The sequence below is a fragment of the Mesorhizobium sp. BR1-1-3 genome (assembly GCF_020165455.1).
Lineage (GTDB): Bacteria > Pseudomonadota > Alphaproteobacteria > Rhizobiales > Rhizobiaceae > Mesorhizobium > Mesorhizobium ciceri.
This window is the reverse complement of record NZ_JAIUIC010000003.1, coordinates 369160-392487: the sequence shown is the minus strand read 5'-3', so window position 1 is coordinate 392487 and position 23328 is coordinate 369160. Positions and strand designations below refer to the sequence as shown.

The 23328-nt window shown below is 62.1% G+C and carries 25 protein-coding genes; 23 read left to right on the top strand and 2 right to left on the bottom strand.

Translation table 11 applies throughout. The features are described from left to right. Positions 1–361 precede the first annotated feature (361 nt). The 19 genes from LB559_RS09070 to LB559_RS08980 all read left to right on the top strand — a co-directional run bounded on the left by LB559_RS09070 (position 362) and on the right by LB559_RS08980 (position 15088). Entirely contained in the window at positions 362–1060 is a 699-nt protein-coding gene (locus LB559_RS09070; protein ID WP_224673825.1) for a LexA family protein, read from the top strand. Positions 1061–1195: 135 nt separating this feature from the next. Continuing rightward, on the top strand, positions 1196–1342 hold the full coding sequence (locus LB559_RS09065) for a hypothetical protein (RefSeq protein WP_224673824.1): 147 nt from the start codon (positions 1196–1198) through the stop codon (positions 1340–1342). A gap of 139 nt (positions 1343–1481) precedes the next feature. Next, positions 1482–1670 (top strand): hypothetical protein, encoded by a 189-nt coding sequence (locus LB559_RS09060; protein WP_224673823.1) that lies wholly within the window; start codon positions 1482–1484, stop codon positions 1668–1670. After that, positions 1670–1855 (top strand): hypothetical protein, encoded by a 186-nt coding sequence (locus LB559_RS09055; protein WP_224673822.1) that lies wholly within the window; start codon positions 1670–1672, stop codon positions 1853–1855. The genes LB559_RS09060 and LB559_RS09055 overlap by 1 nt, the downstream gene beginning before the upstream one ends. Positions 1856–1923: 68 nt before the next feature. After that, positions 1924–2154 carry a hypothetical protein gene (locus tag LB559_RS09050; RefSeq protein ID WP_224673821.1) on the top strand — a complete coding sequence of 77 codons (231 nt, stop codon included), beginning with the start codon at positions 1924–1926 and terminating at the stop codon, positions 2152–2154. A gap of 35 nt (positions 2155–2189) precedes the next feature. Then, the gene (locus LB559_RS09045) at positions 2190–2408 is read left to right on the top strand and encodes a hypothetical protein (protein ID WP_224673820.1); all 219 of its coding nucleotides are present in this window, start codon (positions 2190–2192) and stop codon (positions 2406–2408) included. Continuing rightward, positions 2405–3172, top strand: a complete 768-nt coding sequence (locus tag LB559_RS09040; protein WP_224673819.1) for a hypothetical protein — start codon at positions 2405–2407, stop codon at positions 3170–3172. Before LB559_RS09045 ends, LB559_RS09040 begins: the two co-directional genes overlap by 4 nt. Next, entirely contained in the window at positions 3169–4005 is an 837-nt protein-coding gene (locus LB559_RS09035; RefSeq protein ID WP_224673818.1) for a hypothetical protein, read from the top strand. Before LB559_RS09040 ends, LB559_RS09035 begins: the two co-directional genes overlap by 4 nt. Next, positions 3941–4387, top strand: coding sequence for a hypothetical protein (locus LB559_RS09030; protein ID WP_224673817.1), 447 nt, complete (start codon positions 3941–3943; stop codon positions 4385–4387). Before LB559_RS09035 ends, LB559_RS09030 begins: the two co-directional genes overlap by 65 nt. Further along, positions 4384–4623, top strand: a complete 240-nt coding sequence (locus LB559_RS09025) for a hypothetical protein (RefSeq protein ID WP_224673816.1) — start codon at positions 4384–4386, stop codon at positions 4621–4623. Before LB559_RS09030 ends, LB559_RS09025 begins: the two co-directional genes overlap by 4 nt. Before the next feature lie 169 nt (positions 4624–4792). Next, complete coding sequence (locus LB559_RS09020; protein ID WP_224673815.1) at positions 4793–5104, top strand: hypothetical protein; 312 nt, start codon at positions 4793–4795, stop codon at positions 5102–5104. After that, on the top strand, positions 5101–5349 hold the full coding sequence (locus tag LB559_RS09015) for a hypothetical protein (RefSeq protein WP_224673814.1): 249 nt from the start codon (positions 5101–5103) through the stop codon (positions 5347–5349). Before LB559_RS09020 ends, LB559_RS09015 begins: the two co-directional genes overlap by 4 nt. Before the next feature lie 40 nt (positions 5350–5389). After that, complete coding sequence (locus tag LB559_RS09010; protein ID WP_224673813.1) at positions 5390–5701, top strand: hypothetical protein; 312 nt, start codon at positions 5390–5392, stop codon at positions 5699–5701. Then, on the top strand, positions 5674–6921 hold the full coding sequence (locus LB559_RS09005; protein ID WP_224673812.1) for a hypothetical protein: 1248 nt from the start codon (positions 5674–5676) through the stop codon (positions 6919–6921). Before LB559_RS09010 ends, LB559_RS09005 begins: the two co-directional genes overlap by 28 nt. Then, entirely contained in the window at positions 6914–7444 is a 531-nt protein-coding gene (locus LB559_RS09000; RefSeq protein ID WP_224673811.1) for a hypothetical protein, read from the top strand. Before LB559_RS09005 ends, LB559_RS09000 begins: the two co-directional genes overlap by 8 nt. Positions 7445–7717: 273 nt before the next feature. Then, positions 7718–11755, top strand: coding sequence for a peptidoglycan-binding protein (locus LB559_RS08995; protein WP_224673810.1), 4038 nt, complete (start codon positions 7718–7720; stop codon positions 11753–11755). 192 nt (positions 11756–11947) lie between these two features. Beyond that, entirely contained in the window at positions 11948–12871 is a 924-nt protein-coding gene (locus LB559_RS08990) for a sulfite exporter TauE/SafE family protein (protein ID WP_013533663.1), read from the top strand. Continuing rightward, on the top strand, positions 12871–13662 hold the full coding sequence (locus LB559_RS08985) for a TIGR02186 family protein (RefSeq protein WP_013533664.1): 792 nt from the start codon (positions 12871–12873) through the stop codon (positions 13660–13662). The genes LB559_RS08990 and LB559_RS08985 overlap by 1 nt, the downstream gene beginning before the upstream one ends. Before the next feature lie 169 nt (positions 13663–13831). Further along, a complete protein-coding gene (locus LB559_RS08980; protein ID WP_224673809.1) occupies positions 13832–15088 on the top strand; it encodes an Hsp70 family protein in 1257 nt (418 codons plus the stop codon). A 188-nt stretch (positions 15089–15276) separates the two neighbouring features. Here LB559_RS08980 and LB559_RS08975 read toward each other — a convergent pair whose 3' ends face one another. Then, on the bottom strand, positions 15277–15738 hold the full coding sequence (locus LB559_RS08975; RefSeq protein WP_063173546.1) for a cupin domain-containing protein: 462 nt from the start codon (positions 15736–15738) through the stop codon (positions 15277–15279). 110 nt (positions 15739–15848) lie between these two features. Here LB559_RS08975 and LB559_RS08970 point away from each other — a divergent pair, with 110 nt between their 5' ends. Then, positions 15849–17411, top strand: a complete 1563-nt coding sequence (locus tag LB559_RS08970; RefSeq protein ID WP_127369291.1) for a winged helix-turn-helix domain-containing tetratricopeptide repeat protein — start codon at positions 15849–15851, stop codon at positions 17409–17411. A 134-nt stretch (positions 17412–17545) separates the two neighbouring features. Here LB559_RS08970 and LB559_RS08965 read toward each other — a convergent pair whose 3' ends face one another. Beyond that, positions 17546–18448, bottom strand: coding sequence for a LysR substrate-binding domain-containing protein (locus LB559_RS08965; protein ID WP_224673808.1), 903 nt, complete (start codon positions 18446–18448; stop codon positions 17546–17548). 278 nt (positions 18449–18726) lie between these two features. Between LB559_RS08965 and LB559_RS08960 the strand changes: the two genes are divergently transcribed. From LB559_RS08960 to LB559_RS08950, 3 genes are read left to right on the top strand one after another with little or no spacing between them, the layout of a single operon-like run. Continuing rightward, positions 18727–21657 carry a molybdopterin oxidoreductase family protein gene (locus tag LB559_RS08960; RefSeq protein WP_224673807.1) on the top strand — a complete coding sequence of 977 codons (2931 nt, stop codon included), beginning with the start codon at positions 18727–18729 and terminating at the stop codon, positions 21655–21657. Further along, complete coding sequence (locus LB559_RS08955) at positions 21654–22388, top strand: 4Fe-4S dicluster domain-containing protein (protein WP_027161739.1); 735 nt, start codon at positions 21654–21656, stop codon at positions 22386–22388. The genes LB559_RS08960 and LB559_RS08955 overlap by 4 nt, the downstream gene beginning before the upstream one ends. Positions 22389–22391: 3 nt before the next feature. After that, the gene (locus tag LB559_RS08950; protein ID WP_224673806.1) at positions 22392–23327 is read left to right on the top strand and encodes a dimethyl sulfoxide reductase anchor subunit family protein; all 936 of its coding nucleotides are present in this window, start codon (positions 22392–22394) and stop codon (positions 23325–23327) included. Position 23328: the final 1 nt, after the last annotated feature.

Genomic DNA, 23328 nt, shown 5'->3' with positions numbered 1-23328 from the left:
TAAAGCGCGTCACCGTTCGGTGAGCGCGTGAATGTGTCCTCGTCAAAGTCAGGATCAACCATCGTTTCGGAATTGCCTCGCATAACGATGGCGGATGTGTTGTAAGCCGTTACTGGCCTGCTCTTAGCGCGCGCCAATCCCCCCGGCGCTTTCGCGCCGCCCAAAACTGCATCCATCAGGATTTTCCTCTTGTTGTTGGAGGCAACGAACCAAGCCCGATTCGTTAACTACACAACCAACAATATGCCCATTTGCCTTTTTCGTCAAGACAGAAAATGATTTTGGGCATTTGACAAAAACGCAAGAAAGGCTTATTTGCATTTTCACGCAGTTGGGGCGTTGAGTTGTACGGGAGTGCATGATGACTGACGATGACAGGAAGAGGCGTGCCGCAGAGCGCGTCCGCGAGCTTCGCGAGTCTTTTGGAATGGAACAGCCGGAATTTGCCCGATTTATCGGTCTGCCGAAGGATGGGCAGTCGTCCATCTCCAAGTGGGAGGCCGGCAAGAGCGCGCCAGGTTCAAAAGCAGCTGCCTTGCTGGCGCGTAAAGGCGGCAAGGACGCAATGTATTATCAGGGTCTCGAGCCGGTCGTATCGGTTCCGGCCGCCAGCGTGAGAATGGCGCCAATTGTGGGTGCCGTTCAGGCTGGCGCATGGCGGGAGGCCATAGAGTTTCCGCCAGAGGAGCGCGACGAGTATCCGATTCCGGCCAACATGCCGAACTTCGATCTGCAGGGCTTCATCGTCCGCGGCACATCGATGGATCAGGTGTTTCCCGATGGAACAGTTGTGCTGGTGGCCGGTACGATATCCAACGGGATCCAACCCCGCAGCGGCGATTACGTTCTGGTTCAGCGCGTCGACAAGGACGGGATGCATGAGGCGTCGCTGAAGCAATACGTTGTTGATGTCGACGGCAGCAAATGGCTCTGGCCGCGCTCGAACGACCCGCGCTTTCAAGCGCCTTTGCTGGTTGAAGAGAATGACGACGCAGTTATTACCGGCCGCGTCATGAAGGCTGAGCTTGACTTCCCGTTGATGCGCCGCGGTGGGCGGTGAAAATGCAATCGGGCTGGTGTCGGTGAAACGATATATGCCTTGTTGCATTTTCCACGTTGACATAAAAGGTAAGTGAGCATATTGTGGTTCCTGTAGCCGCCTGGTGCGGCCTGGCTCCGGTTAGGAGTTGCGGGAATGACAAGAGAATATCTAGAAGATAAGATTTCCAAGGCTCGCAACGCGATCGCCTTTGCCGTCCCCGGCGCTGACATTTCTTATGCCAAGGCTACGCTTGCCTTTGCGGAGGCAAGGCTGGCCAATCTCGCCGAGGCGCAGCCATGATCGCGCTCGGCACCTTCTGCGGTACCCACAACCGCCCTCGTGTTGGTGAGCCGACCGTAAGCTTGCCGCAGGCTATAACAAGCGGCTTGGTGTTGGCCTGTTTCGTGGCTGGCGTTCTCTTGGTTGCGGCGGGCTTGTCATGATCACCGCACAAGCAGAAGCCGAACTGCGCGCCATCACTGAACTCGCAAGAGGCTGCGAGAAGTCGCACGGCAAGAAGCAGACCGCGCTTATGTTCAGCGCCTTGGCTGACAGGCTGGACAGCGTGTTGGAACAACACGGTGAGACCGCTTGGCGGAAGCGCGCAGTCTATAAGTGGACATTCTAATGGCCACGCTCATCGACACCATCAACGCCGCCGACCGTATCGCCAAGTTCTGGCGCTGCGGAAACATACCATCCATCAACGCGCAGGAGCGCTTGGTGGATCTGGGGTTCTATGCCGTCGCGGTGGGAGAGAAGACGATTGTCGGCTGGCTGCGCGGATGCAGGTTTGAGATGCCGGCCGCATAGGCCGCCTCCCACAGCTAATTACCTTGCCGCTTATTGCCCGCAATAATTCGCAACCACTAGGAGCAACCATGCACACCGCACATAACGACAATTACAACGGCACCGAACCCTACTGCGAAGGCGGCAACTTCAACGTCATCGTCGCGGATATCTCGCCTCTTATTGCAAGGAATATCGCCTCCTTCTACGCCAACAAGGACCAGCCTTGGGCAGACGGCATGGCGCGTCGGTTGCGGGCTGCGGCGAATGATAATGGGGCGGGTGGGCGGCGGACGCTCTACGCCGCGAGAACCGCATGACCTCCGCCATCCCATATCTTGAGGAACCGCCAGCTATGAACAACCCTGACCTAGACCCGACACCGGAAGCGCGGATCGCGATGATGATCTGGAGCAACGAATACGCTTTCGGATCCCTTGGCTCGATGGGGTTCTGGAAGTCGCTCCCGATGGGCAGAAAACGCACCTGCTACGCAGCGCTCGCCGATGTTGCCAAGGCGGCGATTTCGCATGGCAGGACGCTAGACAGCCTCGCTTCAGGCTCTCTGCCATGAACAGGGTAGAGACGCTGGACCCGAAGGCGCTGGAAATCGCTCAAGATGCCGCCGAGGTCGCATATCTAGCCGAGGAGCATGAAGGGCTGGCTTTCGACGGCGCGGTCAAAGCTGGCATCGTCTCCTATCTCGGCTCCCTCAGCACCCCTATAGCAGCGGGGAGCGGAGAGGCGGGACAACTGCGCCGCGAGAAGAATGAACTTGTTCTGGCCGCCTATCCAGCCTTGGACGCTATCGATGCAATCCGGGCGTGGTGCGACGAGCAGGAAGCGGTCACCGCGACGGATATCCTACGCGAGTGGTTCGGCGGCGACCGATATGCGCGCGACCATGAATATCTCGACGCCAACTACGGCAAGCAAGCCCGTCAGGTCGCAAACTACCTCGCCCTTCGCGCCGCTCTCTCCCCCGGTCGTATTGGGGAAGAGACGGAGGAAGCGAGCCGGGACATCCTTGAAGGCCTCATGGCTGAAGTTGACCTTCTCCGCCTCGCAGTTGTAGCCAAAGACCCAACCGCCGAATTGCGCATCCGTGTCGATGATATCCGCAAATGCGTTGAAGCCCTCCGCGCCTCTCTATCCAGGAAGACAACCGGGGAGGCGGAGCCGAAGCCGTTCATGTTTGGCGTTCGGGACAAGGCGACGGGCGAAGCTGTGTTCGATGAGCATTGCGTGGCGGCCGAACCCGAACATCTTGTGGACGATTGGGACGCCGACTATTTCGAAGTTGTCCCCCTCTTCGCCTCCGAGGAGAAGGGGCTGTGAAGATCGGATACGCCGACCCGCCTTACGTAGGCTGCGCGCACCTCTACAAGGATCATCCAGACTTTGCTGGGGAGGTGGACCATGCCGCGCTGATCGACCGCCTCCAAGGCGACTATGATGGCTGGGTGCTTCACGCCTCTGCTACAGCCAAGAGCATGGCAGTTCTTGCACCGCTTGTCGAGAAAACAGGCGCGCGCTGGATGTCGTGGGTCAAGGGCTTCGCTGCCTTCAAGCGCAACGTCTCTGTGGCCTACGCTTGGGAACCGGTCATCGTCAAGGCGGCACGGAAGCCAGTCGTCTCCAAGCGGCTCGTCATGCGTGACTGGATTCAGGAAAGCATCACGCTCCGCAAGGGACTTACCGGCGCGAAGCCCGAAGCCGTCTGCCATTGGGCTTTCGAAATGGTCGGCGCGCGGCCGGACGACATGCTGGACGATATGTTCCCCGGAACCGGCGCTGTTTCCGAAGCTTGGCGCACATGGCAGCTCAAGTTTGCGCTTTTCCCGACGATGGCCCGCTTTTCAAAGGTGCGGCATGACCCCCACATCCCCACCCGCTACCAAGGGCGTGACAGAGGCGATGGTCGAGGCATACAAGCATGCGTTCGGCGACTATTTCGCAAAGGTGACGAGCGGTCTAGTGTTTCCGCCAACCGCCGATATCGGGCGGCATGCAACGAAATATGCGCTCGAAGCCGCCCTCGCTTCCCTATCGCTACCCCCTCCAGGGGAGGAGGAGGCCGATCTTTGCCCGATTTGCAAGGAGCCATTGAAGTCCGCCGACCTGTGTTCAACCGATATCGAGCTTGGCACTTGTCATGCAGCGTGTCTTGAGGGTTGCCCGACCGTCGATCTTGAAACGGGCGATCCTGTGGACGGGCCAATCCCCACGTACCGCTATGACGAAGACCTTCTGAAGCGCGCCTTTCTCGCAGGCTTCAGCGCCGGTGAAGCATCGGGCAAATTCGGGGATGACACCGATAGCGAGGCTTGGGACCGATACGCCCTCTCCACCCCCACAGCGCCAGTACTGGCGGTGGAGGACGGCTGGGTGATGGTGCCGAAGACTGCTTTGGATTGGCTGTTCGGCGAAGGCCCCGACAAAGAAGGCCATTGGTTCGGCGACGGCAATTTCTCTACGAAGGGCGCTTATTGGTGGCGCATTCCGTTCCGCGCCATGCTCGCCGCTTCCTCCCAGCAAGGAGAGAAGGCATGAAGCTGACAGAGACGCAAAAACGCAGCTTGATCGAATGCGTGGCCATGGGCGAAGGCTGGTGGCGGTCGCAGCACCTATCCGGCACAAAGGCCGAGCGATCATCAACCACGCTTCTGTCACTCGTAGCGCTCGGCCTACTTGAAGGCGAGAAGAATGGCGGCAACAAGCAGGGCCAATATCACTGGCGCGTCACCGACCTCGGCCGTCTTGCCCTCTCTTCCGTGAGGGAACCATGAGCGCGAAGACAGACAAGATCAAGGTGACTGTGCGGTTCCCGTGCGGTTCAATCACGATGAGTGTGCCTTTCTGGGTAACCGACACCGGAATTATCCGCAAGGCGATTGATGGGCTACCAGCATGTTTCGACATCCGCCCAGAAGATTGCTCTGTCGAAAGGGTGCGCCCATGAGCATCGACAAGCACACGGCGAACGCATCAGCCAGAAAATGGGCAGAGAAAGTCATTGAGCAATCCGATCGCGCGGATAGGGCAGAAGCCCTCGTCGCCTCCACCCAGGCCGAGATACTTCGGCTTAAGGCTGCGCTGGCGGATGCGTATGAGCAGTGCGCAGTCATTGCAGAAACTGACATGCGTTCGCCGATGGCTATATCCACTGGTCACAAACCAGAATGGTATAAGCACGGACTGTCTATCGCCAAGCGTATCCGCAATGCCGCCGCCCGTTCCCTATCTCAAAATGGGGAGGAAGGAGCTTGAGCGACGAGCCCCTGAACAATTGGCGCAGCCGTCGCCTCTATGCATGCCGCGCCGCCGATGAGATGGAGCGCATCATCAACGCGCTCGGGCTTGAGGACGGCTCGGAACTGCCACCTGACGGCGGTCTGCCTACCGTGAGCGAGAACCATCGAAACGAATTGCGTAACCTGACCGCGCTGTGGCTGCGCATGGTCCTTGCCGCGAATGACGGGCACGTTTCGCCATCGAAATTGCAGAGGTGGTGAGCATGAAGCCCTCCCCCAGCAAGACGGTTAAGGAGACAACATGAAACCGGCAAATGATAACAAGCCAACGGCATTCAAGTCGCTGGACAGCCTGCCGCTATTCGCGACCGATCGCGAGATAGCTATTGCAATTGTTGGCAAGACCAAGGCTGACTATTGGCTTAAGGCGGCGCTGCCAACGCTGGAGAAGAGCGGTTTCCCCGCATTGGATCCGCTACATGAAGCGCGCGCAGTGCCACTGGTTCGGCGCTTCTACGATGCATACTTCGGCATCACAGCCGGCATCGCCATGGCTAAGCCAGACGGCGAAGAAAGATTGGGATCATGGCGGAAGAACAAGAAGACCGGCTGACCGCGAAGAACCTTAAGTGGATCAAACGCAGAGCAAGCCATACTCCTGTGTGGGTTTCGCCTGATAAGGCTTACGCACCCGCTACCGTCAACCTAGCAAGCTTGCGGGATAAGCCGCAGGCTATGCTTGCGCGCGTGGTGGACCTTAATGGCGACTTCAATAAGTGGAAGGCGGGAGTCCGCGGACATGTCGGCTCCTATGACGGTACTCTTAGTTTTATTCTAAAGAAGTACCGTGACGATCCAGAGAGCACCATTCACGCGCTAAGGCCGGGATCTCGCCACCCGTATGATTTTTACCTCAAAGCATTGATTGCCGATATCGGCGCGCGCCGCCTCGATAGCGTCACTGGCCTTGACCTAAAGCGCTGGCACGAAGCTTGGTCTGAAGGTGGCGTTCGGCTTGCCGCGTCAAAGATGATGCGCGCCGTGCTGGATGCTGCCATTACCTTTGCCATCATGAGTGCCAAGCCAGGCACCGCAGAGCGACGCGCCGTTACCGAATTGCGCGAGGCGCTGAAGGCGGCCAGCCGCAAGCTTCCAAACCCAAAGCGGCGCGAGTCGATAGTTACGGCTGACCAAGTTGTTGCGCTCCGTAAGGCTGCACACGAGGACGGCAGGCCGTCGTCTGCACTGACCTATGCGCTGGTATTCGAAACCACGCTGCGCCTGTGGGACGTCATAGGCCAGTGGTGGCCTATCGATGCGCCGCTTATCAGCGATGTCGTCATGGCTCCGCACACCAGCATGAAAGGCGCCAAGAAATGGTTCGGCGTTCAGTGGGAGGACATCGGCGCCGATTTGGTGCTGCGCTACATGCCGTCCAAGACGAGCGCCAAGACCGGGCTTTCCGTGACCTTCCCGCTGGCTCGTGCGCCAATGGTCATGGAGGAGCTTGCGCACTGGCCAGAGGATGCGCGCAAAGGCCCGATCATCGTCTGCGAAGGGACGGGCATGCCGTATAGCTCAAACTACTTTGGTGAGTTCTGGCGTAAGGACCGCGCTAAGGCTGGAATAGCTGCGAACGTTTGGGCGCGCGACTTGAGAGCGTCGGGCATTACAGAAGGCCGAGCCAGCGGCGTGTCGACTGATGACGCTGCCAAGGTTGCAGGCCATGCGTCGACCAAGACAACGGCAGCGGTTTATGACCGCGCCAATCTCGAGGCGGCTGAGCGGTTTGCGGACGCCAGGACGAAGAAGAGGGGTAATAGCAATGGGTAACTTCAATTTGCTTTTCGCGATGAACGAGAATCCCAATGATCTGAAGATTCGCAAATATCCTAGCGACGATTTTGGCGACTCGCCCGACGAGCACCGTTGGCGCGCATGGTGGGACAATGATGGTGTCGACGGAACGGTGCGAGGAATCGTTCTTCGATGCTATCCCGTCACGAAGGTAACGCCATGCGGCGCATGGGTTGATCCCGACTCGTGGACGCAAGGCGGACGAAACGGAATCGAATGGAATAAGAGCCACGACTTTGCGCGATGGGTATCAAACGATGGTGGAGCGGCGTGGGCAAAGCGCACGCAAAAGGAGGCCCTTGACAGCATCGCAGTTCGCCACGCCAGGTGGTCGCAGCGGATAATTAGCGATGCCAGATATTTTATTGAGGCAACCAGGGCGCTAAAGATGCTCTTGCCAGAGCGCACCAATCAAGCCGACAGCGCGATACGCAGTCTTGCTGATTTCATTGCTGCCGAATGCGCAAACGACAACCTACCGGTGGCGAACGCAGCGTGAACAAAATCCCGTAACGCCACACGCCTAGAAAATAACGCTCTCTAAATAAATCAATAACCTAGAGTTAACGCGTTGTTTACCACGTTGGGGGAAATGTGGGCGCGTCGGCTACCCGTGTTTATCCTGTATCGAATTTTTCACGGTTTTTCGGAGCGCGGGCGAGAGCCCGGGAAGCTCGTCTTCCGCCGCGGCATCGCCGCCGGTCGCCTTCGTTCCGATAGGGACCTGGGGGAACTGGCCGCGAGCCAGCCATTCTGAAAGACGGACGCACCGATGAACAGCAAGCGGTCCTATCTCGATACACTCAATGCCGGCAGGCAGCGCAGGCCGCAGACCACGCTCGATCAGTTGAACCAGTCGCTGGAGACACTGGAGCAGCGGCTGGAGCGGACGCGCGAGGATCCGATGGCACGTCCCGAACTCCGCCAACCCGATCCCCGCCAATATGGTGCCGATGCGCGCTACCCCGCCGCCCGGCCCTCTGGCCAGCAGCGCTGGTATGAGGACCCGCAGCCCGCGTCGCGTCCGAAGAGCCCGATGCAGGGAGCCGCCGCTTTCGAGCAGAATTACCAGGCCATTGCCCGCGATATCGATCGCGTGCGCGGCCAGGAGGATGGCGTTGCCATGGTCGGCAAGATCGCCGGCGAATTGCGCGGCATGCGCGAGGAATTGCGCCACCAGATGACCGCAGGCCTGCAGCGGGAATTCGAAGCGCTGCGCAAGGACATCGAGCGGGCCTTCCAGTCAGGCGCAAGGCCCGGTGCTTCGGCCAAGGGCAGTGCTGAACTCGGCCTTGAGTTCGAGCGTCTTTCGGGCGCCATCCAGACCCTGGCCGAGAAGAGCGACGACAGAAGCGTCAACATGCTGCGCCTCGAGCTCGAACAGGTCAAAGCCGCACTCGAAACGCTGGCACGCGAAGAGAGCGTGCAGAAGGTCGACCGCCGCTGGGACGATTTCGATCGCCGCTGGACGGCGTTCGAAGACCGCGTCGACGCCGACCAGCGCAAGCGCTCGGACGACCCGGGCCTGTCTGCTCTCACCGCCCGGCTCGAGCAGATCAGCAATGCCGTCAACAATTTGCCGGAATCGTTGTCGCTGCGCTCGCTGGAGGAGAAGGTGCGCACGCTTGCCGGCGCTGTCGACCATTTCGCCAGCCAGCAAGACAATCGTGGCAGCGACACGCTTGGCATGATCGACGAGCGGCTGGACGAGATTTCCCGCGCCATCGTGGCATCGACGGTCGCCGCGCAAGCCAATTCATTCGACCACGAGGCTTTCGAGCGCATAGAGAGACGGATCGACTCGCTTGCCGGCCAGATCCAGGAAGTGGCGCAGGATCGTCCCGGCAACGCGGTCATGGACCGGTTGAGCACGCTGTCGGGCCGGGTCGACGAACTCGCCGGCCGCGCCAATCTGCCGGAGCAGGCGATGGAGCGCCTGGCCAAGCAGATCGCATTCATCGCCGACAAGATCGACCAGGCACCCGCCATGCCTGACGCCGACTACATCTTCCATGGGCTGGAGCAACGCTTCGACGTGCTGTCGAGCATGATGGAACGCCGCCAGGGTGACGCCATCGAACAGGGCAACATGCTGTTCCGCGATCTCGAGCGCAGGCTGGACGAGGTTGCTGACAGGCTCGACCAGCGCATGCCGCAGGTCGACAGCGTCGGCATCATGGAAGCCATCGATGCCCGCTTTACGGCGCTCGCCAAGCGCCTTGAAACGCGTGTGCCCGATCCCGCGGGCGAAGCGGCGATCCGCGGCCTGGAGAGCCGGCTCGAAGACATTTCAAGCCGGCTGGACGCGTCGGCCGCACAGGTCGCCGGCATCGATCCGGCGCTGATCCGCAGCCTGGAAGCACAGGTTGCCGGCCTGTCGGCTCATCTTTCCAAGCCCAGCACCCCGCTGCCGGAATTCGAGGACATCAGCCCGCGTCTCAACGAAATTGAAAAGTCGCTCGCAGGAACCCGCGATTCCATCCTTGGCGCGGCGCGCGAAGCGGCCGAGAACGCAGTGCAATCGCTGGCCGGTTCGAGCGCCAATGCGACCGCGGTTTCCGGCCTCGCCCAGGATTTGAAGACGCTTGAAACGCTGACGCGGCGCTCCGACGAACGCAATTCGAGAACGTTCGAGGCCATCCACGATACGTTGCTCAAGATCGTCGACCGGCTGGGTTCGCTCGAACCCGGCGAGCCGGTCGAGGCGATGAGCGAATTGCTGGATGCGGCACCGGCCGAGCCGAGCAACTGGCGCGGCGTGCGCCGACCCAAAATGGCCGTCGACGCGCCGTCGATGGATATCGATCAGCCCCTGCCATTGACTGGGGACATGGCAGATCTCGATGGCCGTGCCGCCGCCATCCTGCGCAATGAGCCGGGTGCACGCGGCGACCTGGGTATGCGTAGCGACCTCGGTATTGGTATTGGCACGCGCACGCCGGCCGAGGCTGCCGCGGCGGCGGCCATGGCCGCGCTCGGTTCGGACACGATCGCCCAGAAAGGCGGACAGGCCGGCGGCCGCAATTCGTTGTTCGGCGGGCTGGCCCGCGCCTTCAAGGGCAAGAAGGAGGCGGATATCCCGCCACTGGCCGGCTCAGCGCCGAGTGCCCCAATACCGAGCGTCGATCTCGACGAGCCGCTCGATCCGAAAATGGCCAACCGGCCGCTGGAGCCCGGCTCCGGCGCACCTGACCTCAATGCCATCATGAAGCGCGTGCGTGACGAGCGCGGCCAGCCGGCCAAGCCCAGCGACACCGATGCCGCGAAATCGGATTTCATCGCCGCTGCCCGGCGCGCGGCGCAGGCCGCGGCCGCCGAGGCCGATGCGCTGAAGCGCCAGTCGACGGTGACCGGACCGGTGAAGGCACTGCGGATCGGCGACCTGCTCAAGGCACGGCGCAAGCCGATCCTGATGGGGACAACCGCGATCCTGCTGGCGCTGGGCGCCCTGCAACTGGGCAAGGCCTTCTTCGCCGATCCCGCCCAGGTGGCAAGCAACGACGTTGCGCCGATCGTCGCCTCGCAGCCGGTACAAACCGCCTCGCTCGATGCCGCGAGCCAGCCAAAGACGGACGCGCAGCCCGCGGCAGTGGAAAGCATGCCTGACCGCACCGTCAGACAGGCCGAGCCATCCGCACCGGCAACCAAGGACGACATGGCCGCGCAAAGCATGATTGCCACGCCGCCAGGCGCCGAGCCGTCGACGGGTGCCGCGCCGATCGCAGAACCGGTTCCCGCCCCCGTCGCCTTGGCTACATCGGCCGATGCGAACCCAGCGGTGTCCGAGACGACGACAGCCTCGCCTGCACCGGCCTCGACCGTTCCGGTCGCCGCCGAACCTGCCGATACCGATACCGCCACCGGCATCCAGCCTGTGGCGACAGAGCCGACCACCGCCAAGGACACCACGGGCGCGGTTCCGCCGGTGGACGCTTCGCCGGCGACGACGGCAAAATTCGACATTCCTGCTGACGCCGGCCCGGCCGCCTTGCGTGATGCCGCTGCCAGCGGCGACGCCAAGGCGCTGTTCGAAATCGGCTCGCGCTATGCCGAGTCGCGCGGCGTCAAGGAAGACATGGCGGCAGCGGCCAAATGGTACGAGAAATCGGCGGAACTCGGCTTCGCGCCGGCCGAATACCGTATCGGAAATTTCTACGAAAAGGGCATCGGCGTCGCGCGCGACATCAAGAAGGCGAAGACCTGGTACCAGCTTTCCGCGGCACAGGGCAACGCCAGCGGCATGCACAATCTGGCCGTGCTGTTTGCCATGGCGGCTGACGGCGTGACCGACAATGAATCGGCCGCGCACTGGTTCCAGGCGGCGGCCGACGTCGGCGTCAAGGACAGCCAGTTCAATCTCGGCATCCTCGCCGCCAAGGGCGTCGGCATGAAGCAGAACCTCGAGGAGTCCTACAAATGGTTCGCGCTCGTCGCCAAGACCGGCGACAAGGATGCGGCGGCCAAGCGTGACGAGATCGCCAATGCGCTGCGGCCCGAGCAGCTCGAGCGCGCCCGCGCCGCGACCGAGCTGTGGAAGGCCAAGCCGCTGGATGCGGCAGCCAACTCGGCCGACATTCCCGAGTCCTGGCAGGACGGCGCGCCGCAGACGACCGCCAGCATCGACATGAAGAAGGCCGTCCAGAACATCCAGCGCATTCTCAACAAGAACGGCTACGACGCCGGCGGCGCGGACGGCAAGATGGGCCAGAAAACGAAGACCGCGATCATGGCTTTCCAGACCGACAACAAGATGGCGGCGACCGGCGAAGTCGACGAAAACCTGGTGAAGGCACTGCTGGCGCGCAAATAACGGCAGAGGCGTCGCTTCCACGACGCCCTTGCCACACATTCGCCTGTTAACTGATTGAGATGTTTTTTGTTTCGGCGGCGTAGCGCGGTTTGACTTCGCAGCACCTCCGGCGCAAGAACGAATTGGCTTGTCGGTCCAAGATGCCCGCAACGGTTGCATTCGCCGACAGGCAGAACTGATCGAGACTGACGGGTGGGCATCTATCTCCCGATCGCGGAAATTTCCGTCAATATCTTCGTCCTGCTGGCCATGGGCGCGGCGGTGGGTTTCCTGTCGGGCATGTTCGGCGTCGGCGGCGGCTTCCTCATCACGCCGCTCTTGATCTTCTACAACATCCCTCCGGCGATCGCTGTCGCCACTGGCGCCAACCAGGTCATCGCCTCCTCCGTCTCCGGCGTCCTTTCGCACATGAAGCGCGGTACGCTCGACCTCAAGCTCGGCGGGGTGTTGCTGGCCGGCGGCATTGTCGGTTCCACCGGCGGCATCTACGTCTTCGCCTTCCTGCGCAGGCTCGGCCAGCTCGACCTGTTCATCTCGCTGCTCTACGTCGTGCTGCTCGGCACTGTCGGCGGGCTGATGCTGGTCGAAAGCGTCAATGCGCTGCGCGCCACGCGCAGCGGTGCGGCGCCGGTGCTGAAGAAATCCGGCCAGCACAACTGGATCCACCGCTTGCCGCTGAAGATGCGGTTCAGGGCGTCAAAACTGTTCGTCAGCGTCATCCCTGTCCTTGGCCTTGGCGCCGGCATCGGCTTCCTGTCGTCGATCATGGGCGTCGGCGGCGGCTTCATCATGGTGCCGGCACTGATCTATCTGCTGAAAGTGCCGACCAATGTCGTCATCGGCACCTCGCTGTTCCAGATCATCTTCACCTCCGCCTATACGACGCTGGTCCACGCCACCACCAACCAGACAGTCGATGTCGTGCTGGCCTTCCTGCTGATGGCGGGCGGCGTCGCCGGCGCGCAGTACGGCGCGAAGGCCGGCCAGAGGCTGCGCGGCGAGCAGCTCAGGGCCTTGCTGGCACTGCTGGTGCTGGCGGTGGCGATACGATTGGCGATCGATCTTTTCGTCACCCCGCCCAACCTCTATTCGCTGTCTGCCGCGGGCCTCAACTGATGAAGGCTCGCAGCACATTCGCAACCGCCATTGTCCTGTCGCTGCTTGCGGCCGCCGTGCCGGCGAAGGCACAGGTCCCGCTGACCGAAGGCATCCAGATCGGTCTCTCCACCGACAACGTCTCGATCACCGCCGGTTTTTCCGGGGCCGATCTAACCATCTTCGGTTCGCTGGAAAACCCGGATCCACTCGTCGCGCGCCAGGGCCGCTACGACGTCATCGTCGTGCTCGAAGGTCCGCCCAAACCGGTGGTGGTGCGCCGCAAGGACAGGGTGCTCGGCGTCTGGGTCAATCTGGACTCTGAGACCTTCGAAAACGTGCCGGTCTCCTATTCGGTGGCGACGACGCGGCCGCTGCAGGACATCACCGAACCCAACAGCTACAAGCAGCTGTCGCTCGGCGCCTCCAACCTCTATATGCAGCCCGCCGATGCCGGCGACAGCCCGGCGACGATCGAGGAGTTCACGGCAGCACTGCGGGAGCGCAAGTCGGCGACCGGGCTCTACAGCGAGAATGTCGGCGGCGTGCAATTCCTGTCGCAGAACCTTTTCCGCGCCACAGTGAGGCTGGCGCCAAATGTGCCGGTTGGAACCCACAAAGCCCGCGCGTTCCTGTTCAAGAGCGGTCTGTTCATCAAGGAAAGCTCGGCCCAGCTCGAAATCCGCAAATCCGGTTTCGAGCAGTCGATCTTCCGTGTCGCGCACAATTATTCCTTCCTCTACGGCGTCTTCGCGATATCGCTGGCCATGCTGACAGGCTGGCTCGGAAGGCTGATCTTCCGGCGAGATTAGGATTTTCCCCGAAAAGTGGTTTCCCTTTGCCGAGGCATGCGGTAGACCGCGCTCCCCAGCCAAATGGCAGACACAAACAATTCGGTTCGGCAGAGCAGCCCGTCCCCGGACAGCGCGCGATTTCTCATGGCGCCTGTCGGCTCGCCGACGACAAATGCAGGAACTTGTCATGCGACCAGCCTTCGGCGGCATCGACTTCGGCACTTCGAACTCCACCGTGGGCGTGGTCCGCAACGGGCAGCCGCGCCTCGTCGCGCTGGAGAACGGCCAGGTCACGCTGCCCAGTGCCGTGTTCTTCAACTTCGAGGACAACCGCACCTGCTTTGGCCGCCAGGCCATCGCCAATTACACCGACAGCATCGAAGGCCGGCTGATGCGTTCGCTGAAGAGCGTGCTCGGCAGTTCGCTGGCCCATGAAAAGACCCGCATCAAATCGCGGTCGATCGGCTTCATGGAGATCGTCGGCATGTTCCTTGGCCATCTCAAGAAGAGGCTGGAAGCCGATGCCGGCGATACGGTCGAGACCGTCGTTCTTGGCCGGCCGGTGCAATTCGTCGATGACGATGCCGAGGTCGACGCGAAGGCGCAAAGCGAACTCGAGAACGCCGCGCGTGCCCAGGGCTTCAAGCACATCGCTTTCCAGTTCGAGCCGATCGCGGCGGCGCTCGACTACGAGCAGAAGGTGACACGCGAGGAACTGGCGCTGATCATCGATATGGGCGGCGGCACGTCGGACTTCTCGATCGTGCGGGTCTCGCCGCAGCGCTCCCGTTCGCCGGACCGCAAGGACGACATCCTGGCCAGCCGGGGCGTCCATATCGGCGGTACGGATTTCGACCGGCTGCTGAGCATCGCCCATGTCATGCCGCAGCTCGGCTATTTGACGCCGACCAAGGACGGCAAGCGCAACCTGCCGGCAAGCTATTTCATCGACCTCGCCACATGGCAGCGCATCAACCTGGTCTACACCGCCAAGGCGATGACGCATCTGCGCCAGATCCGCTACGAGGCCGAGCGCGCCGACCTGGTCGACCGTTTCATCCACGTCGTCGAACACCGCTACGGACACGCGCTGGCCGCACGTGTCGAGAAGGCCAAGATAGAGCTGACCGACAGGTCATCCGCAGAGGTCGCTGTGAAGCTGCCGGGTGCGGAGTTCACCGCCGAAATCACGCGCAGCGGGCTCGACGCGACGATTGCCAGGGACATCGAGCGGGTCACCGCAACGGTCGGGCAGACTATCAGGGACGCTGAGGTGAAGCCGTCCGACATCACCGCGGTGTTCCTGACCGGCGGATCGACCGCGATCCCGCTGGCCAAACGAGAGATCCTGTCGCTGGTGCCGCAGGCATCCGTCATCGAAGGCGACATGTTCGGCTCGGTCGGACTTGGCCTGGCGCTGGATGCGCAACGCAAGTTCGGCTGAGGCTTTCTTCGAGCGGTCCAGCTTTTCAGAGATTACTGATCCGCTTTAGGCCAGGTCGTGTACCCATAACCTTCGGCGTGATGCGATGAAGATCACGTCCGCTTTGCGCCGATAGCGACCAAGCTCGTGCGCCAGCGCGATATGTCGCAATGGGCCAGAAGCTGTCGTGGGGCCGCCGTGACAGATGCCTACCCGCGTGTCGTCAAAGTCGAGAGCTGGTCAGTATCGTAGCGGTTCCGCAGCTCAGCGAGGGCTTTTGGGTCCGGCGCACCCTGCGCCGCGAGTCTGGCAAGTTCTTCGAAGTAGCGTTCGTGGCCAGGCGGAGAGACGGTCATCAGCACGCGGGCGGGTCTCTCACTGACATTCGTGATGTCGTGCGGCACTCCCGGTGGAATGAACAGATAGGTTCCGGGCGTTGCGCGAACCGTCTTGTCGCCGACATGCCACGCACACTCGCCTTCGAGCAGGTAGAACGTCTCTTCCTGCACACGGTGAACATGCCGTCCGGTGGCGAATCCCGCTGGGATCGTCCAGTCGAACATGCTCGTGTGCTTGGTGTTTTCGCCGGTGACGAGGAAGACCATAGGTTGACCACGCAGCATGATCCCCTTCTTCTCGTCGGGCATGCGAATAATGGCATTGGCGCTCATAGGATCCTCCTTTGACTGGGTGCTTACTTCCGGCAAGCACCTGTGCGACATTGGCCGTCGATGCCGGGAAAGTCGTGAATTCGTTCCCAAAAATTTGCTAAAAGCGTTGGATGACAATCGGAGGCGACCTTTATCAGTTTGGCCCGTTCCGTCTCGATCAGGTGGCGGGCATTTTGTATCACGGCACCGAGCCGACCATGCTTGGGCAACGCGCCGTTTCGCTTCTGCGTTTGCTGCTCCAAAACGCGGGCGTACCGGTATCCAAAGACGCGCTGGTCGAAGCCGGCTGGGGCAAATTGGCGGTTGCCGACAACAACCTGACGGTCCAGATCGCGGCCTTGCGCCGGGTATTGGCCGACGCAGCGGATGCTGAGAGCTGGATCGAAACACTGCCGCGCCGAGGCTATCGCTATGTAGGACCGGCTGTTGCGACGAGTGTCCCTGATCGTTTTGCAGCCGCCCGCACCGCGTCGGCGCCGACCTTGCCTGAGAAGCCTTCCGTGGCGGTCCTGCCGTTCTCGAACTTGAGCGGAGATCCGCAACAGGAGTACTTCGCCGATGGAATGGTCGATGACATCATCACCGGCCTGGCACGCATAAAATGGCTTTTCGTTATCGCGCGAAACTCGACCTTCGCTTACAAAGGCCGCGCCGTGGACGTGAAGCAGGTCGGCAGCGAGCTTGGCGTACGATATGTCCTCGAAGGCAGCGTGCGCAAAGCTGGCGGTAGTGTGCGCGTAACCGCTCAGATGATCGATGCATCGACCGGCGCGCACGTGTGGGCCGAGCGCTACGACCGGAGTTCGGAGGACATTTTCGCGCTTCAGGACGAAATCGCGCTATCAGCGGTGGGCGCGATTGCTCCAAGCTTGCGAAAAGCGGAAATTGAACGTGTCAGGCGGAAGCGCCCAGAGAGTCTCGACGCATACGATCTCGTGCTTCAAGCCCAGCCTGATGTCGATACAGGTATGCCGGAACAAGTTACGAGAGCGCTGGCGCTTCTTGAGCGTGCCATCGCACTCGAGCCTGCCTATGCCCTTGCGCATGGCAATGCAGCAATGTGTCATCATTGTTTGTTCCTTCGTGCCGGGCTGCAGGAATTCAACCGTGCGGCTTCGATCCGGCACGCCCGATTGGCCATTGTCCATGGACAAGACGATGCACTCGCTCTGACATGGGCAGGGTTTTCGATCGGCATGGACGCGCATGATCGCGCCGCTGCATTCACGGCATTAGACGCAGCCCTCGCCATTAGCCCGTCATCGGCGCTGACTTACATTCTTGGCAGCGTCGTTCTCGGATGGGCCGGCGAAGCAGAGCGCGCGATAGAATGGAGCGAGAAGGGTATCCGGCTAAGCCCGTTCGATTCGTGGGCTTGGGCCGCGTTTGACGCCCAAGCAATGAGCCATTTGCTGCGCGGGCGTTACGAAGAAGCTTGTCGCGCAGCCTACAAGTCCGTTCAAGCCAATCCGGCACACAGCATCACCTACGTGCAACTGACCGCTGCGCTCGCCAAACTCGGCCGGCTGGACGAAGCGAGGGCCGCCGCCGCGCGCGTGCGCGAGCTTCAGCCGGGCTTCCGCTACAGGCGCCAATTTGCTGGCGTGCGCTGTGCGCCAGCGCTCGCGGAGACTCTGGGAAGCGCGCTGCGGGACGCCGGATTGCCAGAGTGACGGCTGAGCGTCGAGGCGGACAGCGCTAGCGAGCCCATCTGGGGAGGAAGGTCGTGGTGAGGCGTTTCAATCAGCCACTCGATACAAAGTACCAAGACCTCCGAGCCAACGGCAAAGCCGCAAACTCTGATACTCTAGCCCGCCGACGGGGCATCCGCCTTGCCGTCGAGATGCGCCTTGAGCGCCATCTGGGCCAGGCTTGCCTGGCGATCGCGATGGGTGATCATGGCGAAGTCGCGTTTCGGCAGTTCGAGCGGCACCGATCTCAGACTGCCTTCGGCCACGGCGCGAGCCGCGACAAGCTCGGAGATGATGGTGGCGCCGGCCCCCGCCTCGACCGCCTGGCGAATAGCTTCATTGCTCGGCAGCACCAGGAATATCTGGAGGTCGGCGAGCGAAATGCCTTCGTGGCGTGCCAGATCCTCCAGCACCTCGCGCGTACCCGAACCACCCTCGCGGATAATCCAGCGCAGGCCCTTGATGTCAGGGCGGCCGGGCGCGACTTCGGGGATCTCCGGATGCGCGCTGGCAACCACCAGCATCAGCTTGTCGACGTCGACCTTGGTGCGGCGCAGGATATCGGACTCGGTGCGGCCTTCGACCAGGCCCAGATCCGCCGCGCCATCGAGGACATTGGCCTCGACCTGCCTGGTGTTGCCGATGGAGACGCTCAGCCTGACGGCCGGATAGGCTTCGTGGAAGGAAGCCAGCCGGCGCGGCAGCCAGTAGCTGGCGATGGTCTGGCTGGCGGCGATCGAGAGGCTGCCGGTGACGGTCTGCGAGACATGCTCCAGCACATTGCGGGCAGCGGCGGCCCGTTCGAGCACGGCCTTGGCCTCGGGCAGGAACCGATGGCCGGTCTGGGCAAGCTCGATGTTGCGGCCGACGCGGTTGAACAGGTGGACGCCGTGCTGTTCTTCAAGCGCCCGGATGGCCGCCGATGCCGCCGACTGCGAAATGCCCAGCAGTTCCGCCGCCTTGGTCATATGGCCGCGCTCGGCGACGGCGACGAAAATCCGCAACTGGTCCAGGGTCATGTCCGCATTAAGAACCAATATCGATCGAATTTACAAGAACAACTGATTAGACAGATCGATAGCTTTATTCTAAGTTTTCCAGCGAAGTTAGAAAAAATTCGCCGAAAGATCGCAGAGAGCAGAATGATCGGGCGGTTCAGATCCCTGCTTGCGCATTGGACCCGCGGCTTAAGGCGGCGGCTGGCCGGCGATCGCTATCACCCGGAAGAGCACTACATGCGAGGCCCCGGACCGAAGACGCGGGCCAAATCCATGCGCCGTACAGGCGCCACCGGATCATGATGCAGGGACCGCCGCGCGGCGCGAATTCGGCACCATCGCAACGCCCGCTTGCTGACACGCGAGCGCCCGATGAAGGCGACGGCGTCGACACCTCGCCTGCCGTTTCCGACAGCATCGCCAAGACGACCTGCTACATGTGCGCCTGCCGCTGCGGAATCGATGTACACATCAAGGATGGCAAGGTCCGCTACATCAACGGCAACAAGGACCACCCGGTCAATCGCGGCGTGATCTGCGGCAAGGGCAGCTCCGGCATCCTGCAGCATTACAGCCCGGCAAGGCTGAAGAAGCCATTGCTGCGCAGCGGGCCGCGAGGCTCCGGCGAGTTCCGCGAGATCGAGTGGGAGGAGGCGTTTTCGATCGCTACGGAACGGCTGTCGAACATCCGGCGGACCGACCCCAGGAAACTCGCCTTCTTCACCGGCCGCGATCAATCCCAATCCTTGACCGGCTGGTGGGCGAGCCAGTTCGGCACGCCGAACTTCGCCGCCCATGGCGGCTTCTGTTCGGTCAACATGGCGGCCGGCGGTCTCTACACGATCGGCGGTTCGTTCTGGGAGTTCGGCGAGCCCGACTGGGACAACACCCGGTATTTCATGCTGTTCGGGGTTGCCGAGGATCACGATTCCAACCCGATCAAGATCGGCCTCGGCAAACTCAAGGCGCGCAGCGCCAAGGTCGTCTCGATCAATCCGTGCCGCACCGGCTACAATGCCATTGCCGACGACTGGATCGGCATCCGGCCCGGCACCGACGGCCTGTTCGTGTTCGCCCTCATCCACGAATTGCTCAAGGCGGGTCGCGTCGATCTCGAGTATCTGCTGCGCTACACCAATGCCCATTCGCTCGTCATCCAGGAGCCGGGTGCTGCCGATGACGGACTGTTCGTGCGCGATGCCGACGGCAATCCGCTGGCTTGGGACAGGGCGGCGAAGACACCGGTCAGCGCCGCCGATGCCGGTGCGAAACCGGCGCTGACCGGCAGCTTCACGATCGGCGGGCGCCGCTGCGTCCCGGTGTTCCAGCTGATCGCCGACCGCTACCTCGATGAGAGTTACGCACCGGACTCGGTCGCCGAGCGCTGCGGCATTGCCGCCGACACGATCCGCAGGATCGCCGCCGAACTCGCCCATGTCGCCTTCGAACAGACGATCGAATTGCCGATCGCCTGGACCGACTGGGCCGGGCGCCGCCACGAGACGATCAAGGGGCGGCCTGTCTCGATGCACGCCATGCGCGGCATCTCTGCCCATTCGAACGGTTTTCACACCTGCCGCGCCATCCATCTCCTTCAGGTGCTGTTGGGCACGGTGGATGTCCCCGGCGGCTTCCGCTTCAAGCCGCCCTACCCTCGATCCGCGCCGCCCGGACCGAAGCCGGCGGGCAAGATCGTCAAGCCGATGACGCCGCTCGACGGCATGCCGCTCGGCTTCGTCTGCGGGCCGGACGATTTGCTGGTCGACGAGGCCGGCACGCCGCTTCGCATCGACAAGGCCTATTCGTGGGACGCGCCGCTGGCCGCGCACGGCCTGATGCACACCGTCATCCGCAACGCCTGGGCAGGCGATCCCTACAAGATCGACACGCTGATGATGTACATGTCGAACATGGCGTGGAATTCCTCGATGAACACCGTCGAGACCATGGCGATGCTGACCGACAGCGACGAAGCGGGCAACTACAAGATCCCTTTCATCATCTATTCCGACGCCTATTATTCCGAGACCGTGCCGTTCGCCGATCTGGTGCTGCCGGACACGACCTATCTCGAGCGCCACGACTGCATCAGCCTGCTCGACCGGCCGATCAGTCATGCCGACGGACCGGGCGACGCCATCCGCCATCCCGTCATCGAGCCCGACCGCGACGTCCGGCCGTTCCAGTCGGTGCTGATCGAACTCGGCGCCCGGCTCGGCCTGCCCGGTTTCGTCGACGAGGACGGCTCGGCCAGATACCGCGACTATGCCGACTACATCGTCAACCATGAGCGCACGCCCGGCATCGGCCCGCTCGCCGGCTGGCGCGGCAAGGATGGGACCTCGACCGGCAGGGGTGAGGCCAACCCGGACCAGTTGCAGCGCTACATCGACAATGGCGGCTTCTGGCATCATGATTTCGCGGACGACCAGCGCTATTACAAGATGGCCAACCGCTCCTATCTCGACTTCGCAGTGCAGATGGGTTTTATCCCGAAAGCCGAACCGATCGTTTTCCAGCTCTACTCGGAGCCTATGCAGCGCTTCAGGCTCGCCGCGCGTGGCCATGGCCGTGTGGTGCCGCCGAAAGGCGATCGCCAGCGCATCGAGACCTACATGGACCCGCTGCCGTTCTGGCACATGCCCTTCGAGGAAGCGGTCGTCGACCTCGAAAAATATCCGCTGCATGCGCTGACACAGCGGCCGATGCACATGTACCATTCCTGGGGTTCGCAGAATGCATGGCTGAGGCAGATCACCAGCCAGAACCGGCTGTTCGTGCATCACCGGACGGCAGCCGGTCTTGGCCTTGTCGATGACGACTGGGTGTGGATCGAAAGCATCAACGGTAGAGTGAAGGGGCAGATCAAGCTGATCGACGGGGTGAACGAAAGCACGGTCTGGACCTGGAACGCCATCGGCAAAAGGCGCGGCAGCTGGGGGCTGAAGGACGACGCGGCCGAGAGCAACCGTGGCTTCCTGCTCAACCATATCATCGGCGACCAGACCTCGGCCGACGCGCAGGGCAAACGCTATTCGAATTCCGATCCGGTGACGGGCCAGGCTGCGTGGTTCGACCTGCGCGTGCGCATCGTCAAATGCGCAGCCGAAGAAGCCGGGTTCACCGAGCCGCAGTTCCAGCGTTTCCTGCAGCCGCCGCATTTCGAACCCTCGCCCGACAGACTGACTTTCGGCGCCGAATTCCGCAGGGCGAGAGAGGCGACCAAATGACCTGTCTGCCAAGTCAAAGCGACAAGAAACTCGGCCTTGTGATCGACCTCGATACCTGCGTCGGCTGCCAGGCCTGTGTCACCGCCTGCAAGGAATGGAACACCGGCGGCCACATGGCGCCGCTGACCGACATCGATCCCTATGGCGGCCATGTCGACGGCGTCTGGTTCAACCGCGTGCACAGCTATGAGCACACCACCGAGATGGGCGGACGGACGGTGAACTTTCCGCGCTCCTGCCTGCATTGCGAGACGCCGGCCTGCGTCACCGTCTGCCCGACTGGCGCCTCCTACAAGCGGGCTTCGGACGGCATCGTGCTGATCGACGAGGACAAGTGCATCGGCTGCAAATTGTGCAGTTGGGCCTGTCCTTATGGAGCACGCGAATTCGACACCGATGTCGGGGTGATGAAGAAATGCACGCTGTGTGTCGACCGCATCTACAATGACAATCTGGCCGAAGAAGACCGCGTGCCGGCCTGCGTCGCCGCTTGCCCGACCAGTGCCCGGCATTTCGGCGATCTCGGCGATCCCCTGTCGGCTGTTTCGCAACTGGTGGCGGAGCGTGGCGGCGTCGACCTGATGCCTGAGCTCGGCTATCGCCCGACCAACAAATATTTGCCGCCGCGCGCCCACACCGCGCGCGCCGCATCGGTGGCCGCGCCGGCATTGGAACCGGTGCGGGCCGAAGGCGGTTTCCTCGGCTGGGTCGACCGCATGCTTTCGAACTGACCCATGCATCCAGCCTTCTCCGTCGTCTTCTTCACCACTGCCACCGGCGCGGGCTACGGCCTGCTCGCGCTGCTGGGCACGCTCGGAGGCTTCCAGATCATCCCACCCGATTTCTGGCTGGGCTTCATCGGCATGGGGCTGGCGCTCGGCCTGATCGTAGCCGGCCTGTTGTCCTCGACCGGCCACCTCGGCAGACCCGAACGCGCCTGGCGGGCGTTCTCACAATGGCGCAGTTCATGGCTGTCGCGCGAAGGTGTTGCCTCGGTCATCACCTTCATTCCGGCGGGACTGTTCGGCATCGGTTGGATATTCTTCGGCAAGACCGATGGCTGGGTCGGCATCGCCGGATCTCTGGCCACCATCGGCGCAATCATCACCGTCTGCACCACCGGCATGATCTATGCGTCGCTGAAGCCGATCGCCCAATGGCATAGCCGCTTCACCCTGCCCGGCTATGTCATCTTCTCGGCAATGACCGGCAGCGTGCTGCTGAACGCGCTGCTGCAGGGCTTTGCCTTCGGTTCGAAGATGCTTCTGGCGGCTTGCCTGCTGCTTACCTTGACCGGCTGGGGCTGGAAAGTGGCGACCTGGCGCTACAACGACCGATTGGAGACCGCGACCACCGCCAACACCGCAACCGGGTTGGCCGGCGGTACAGTGCGGTCGCTGGAATGGCCGCATACCGAAGAGAATTACCTGCTCAAGGAAATGGGTTTCCGCATCGCGCGCAAGCACAGCGCGCGGCTGCGCCAGATCACGCAGCTTCTGGCCTTCGCGTTGCCCTTGGGGCTGCTCGCCATTGTGTTCGCCCTGCCCTGGCCGCCGGCAGCGTTGCTGTCGGTACTCGCTGCTGCAATCCAGTTCGCCGGCATGCTGGTCGAGCGCTGGCTGTTTTTTGCAGAGGCGAAGCACACGGTTACGCTCTATTACGGCAGGTAGG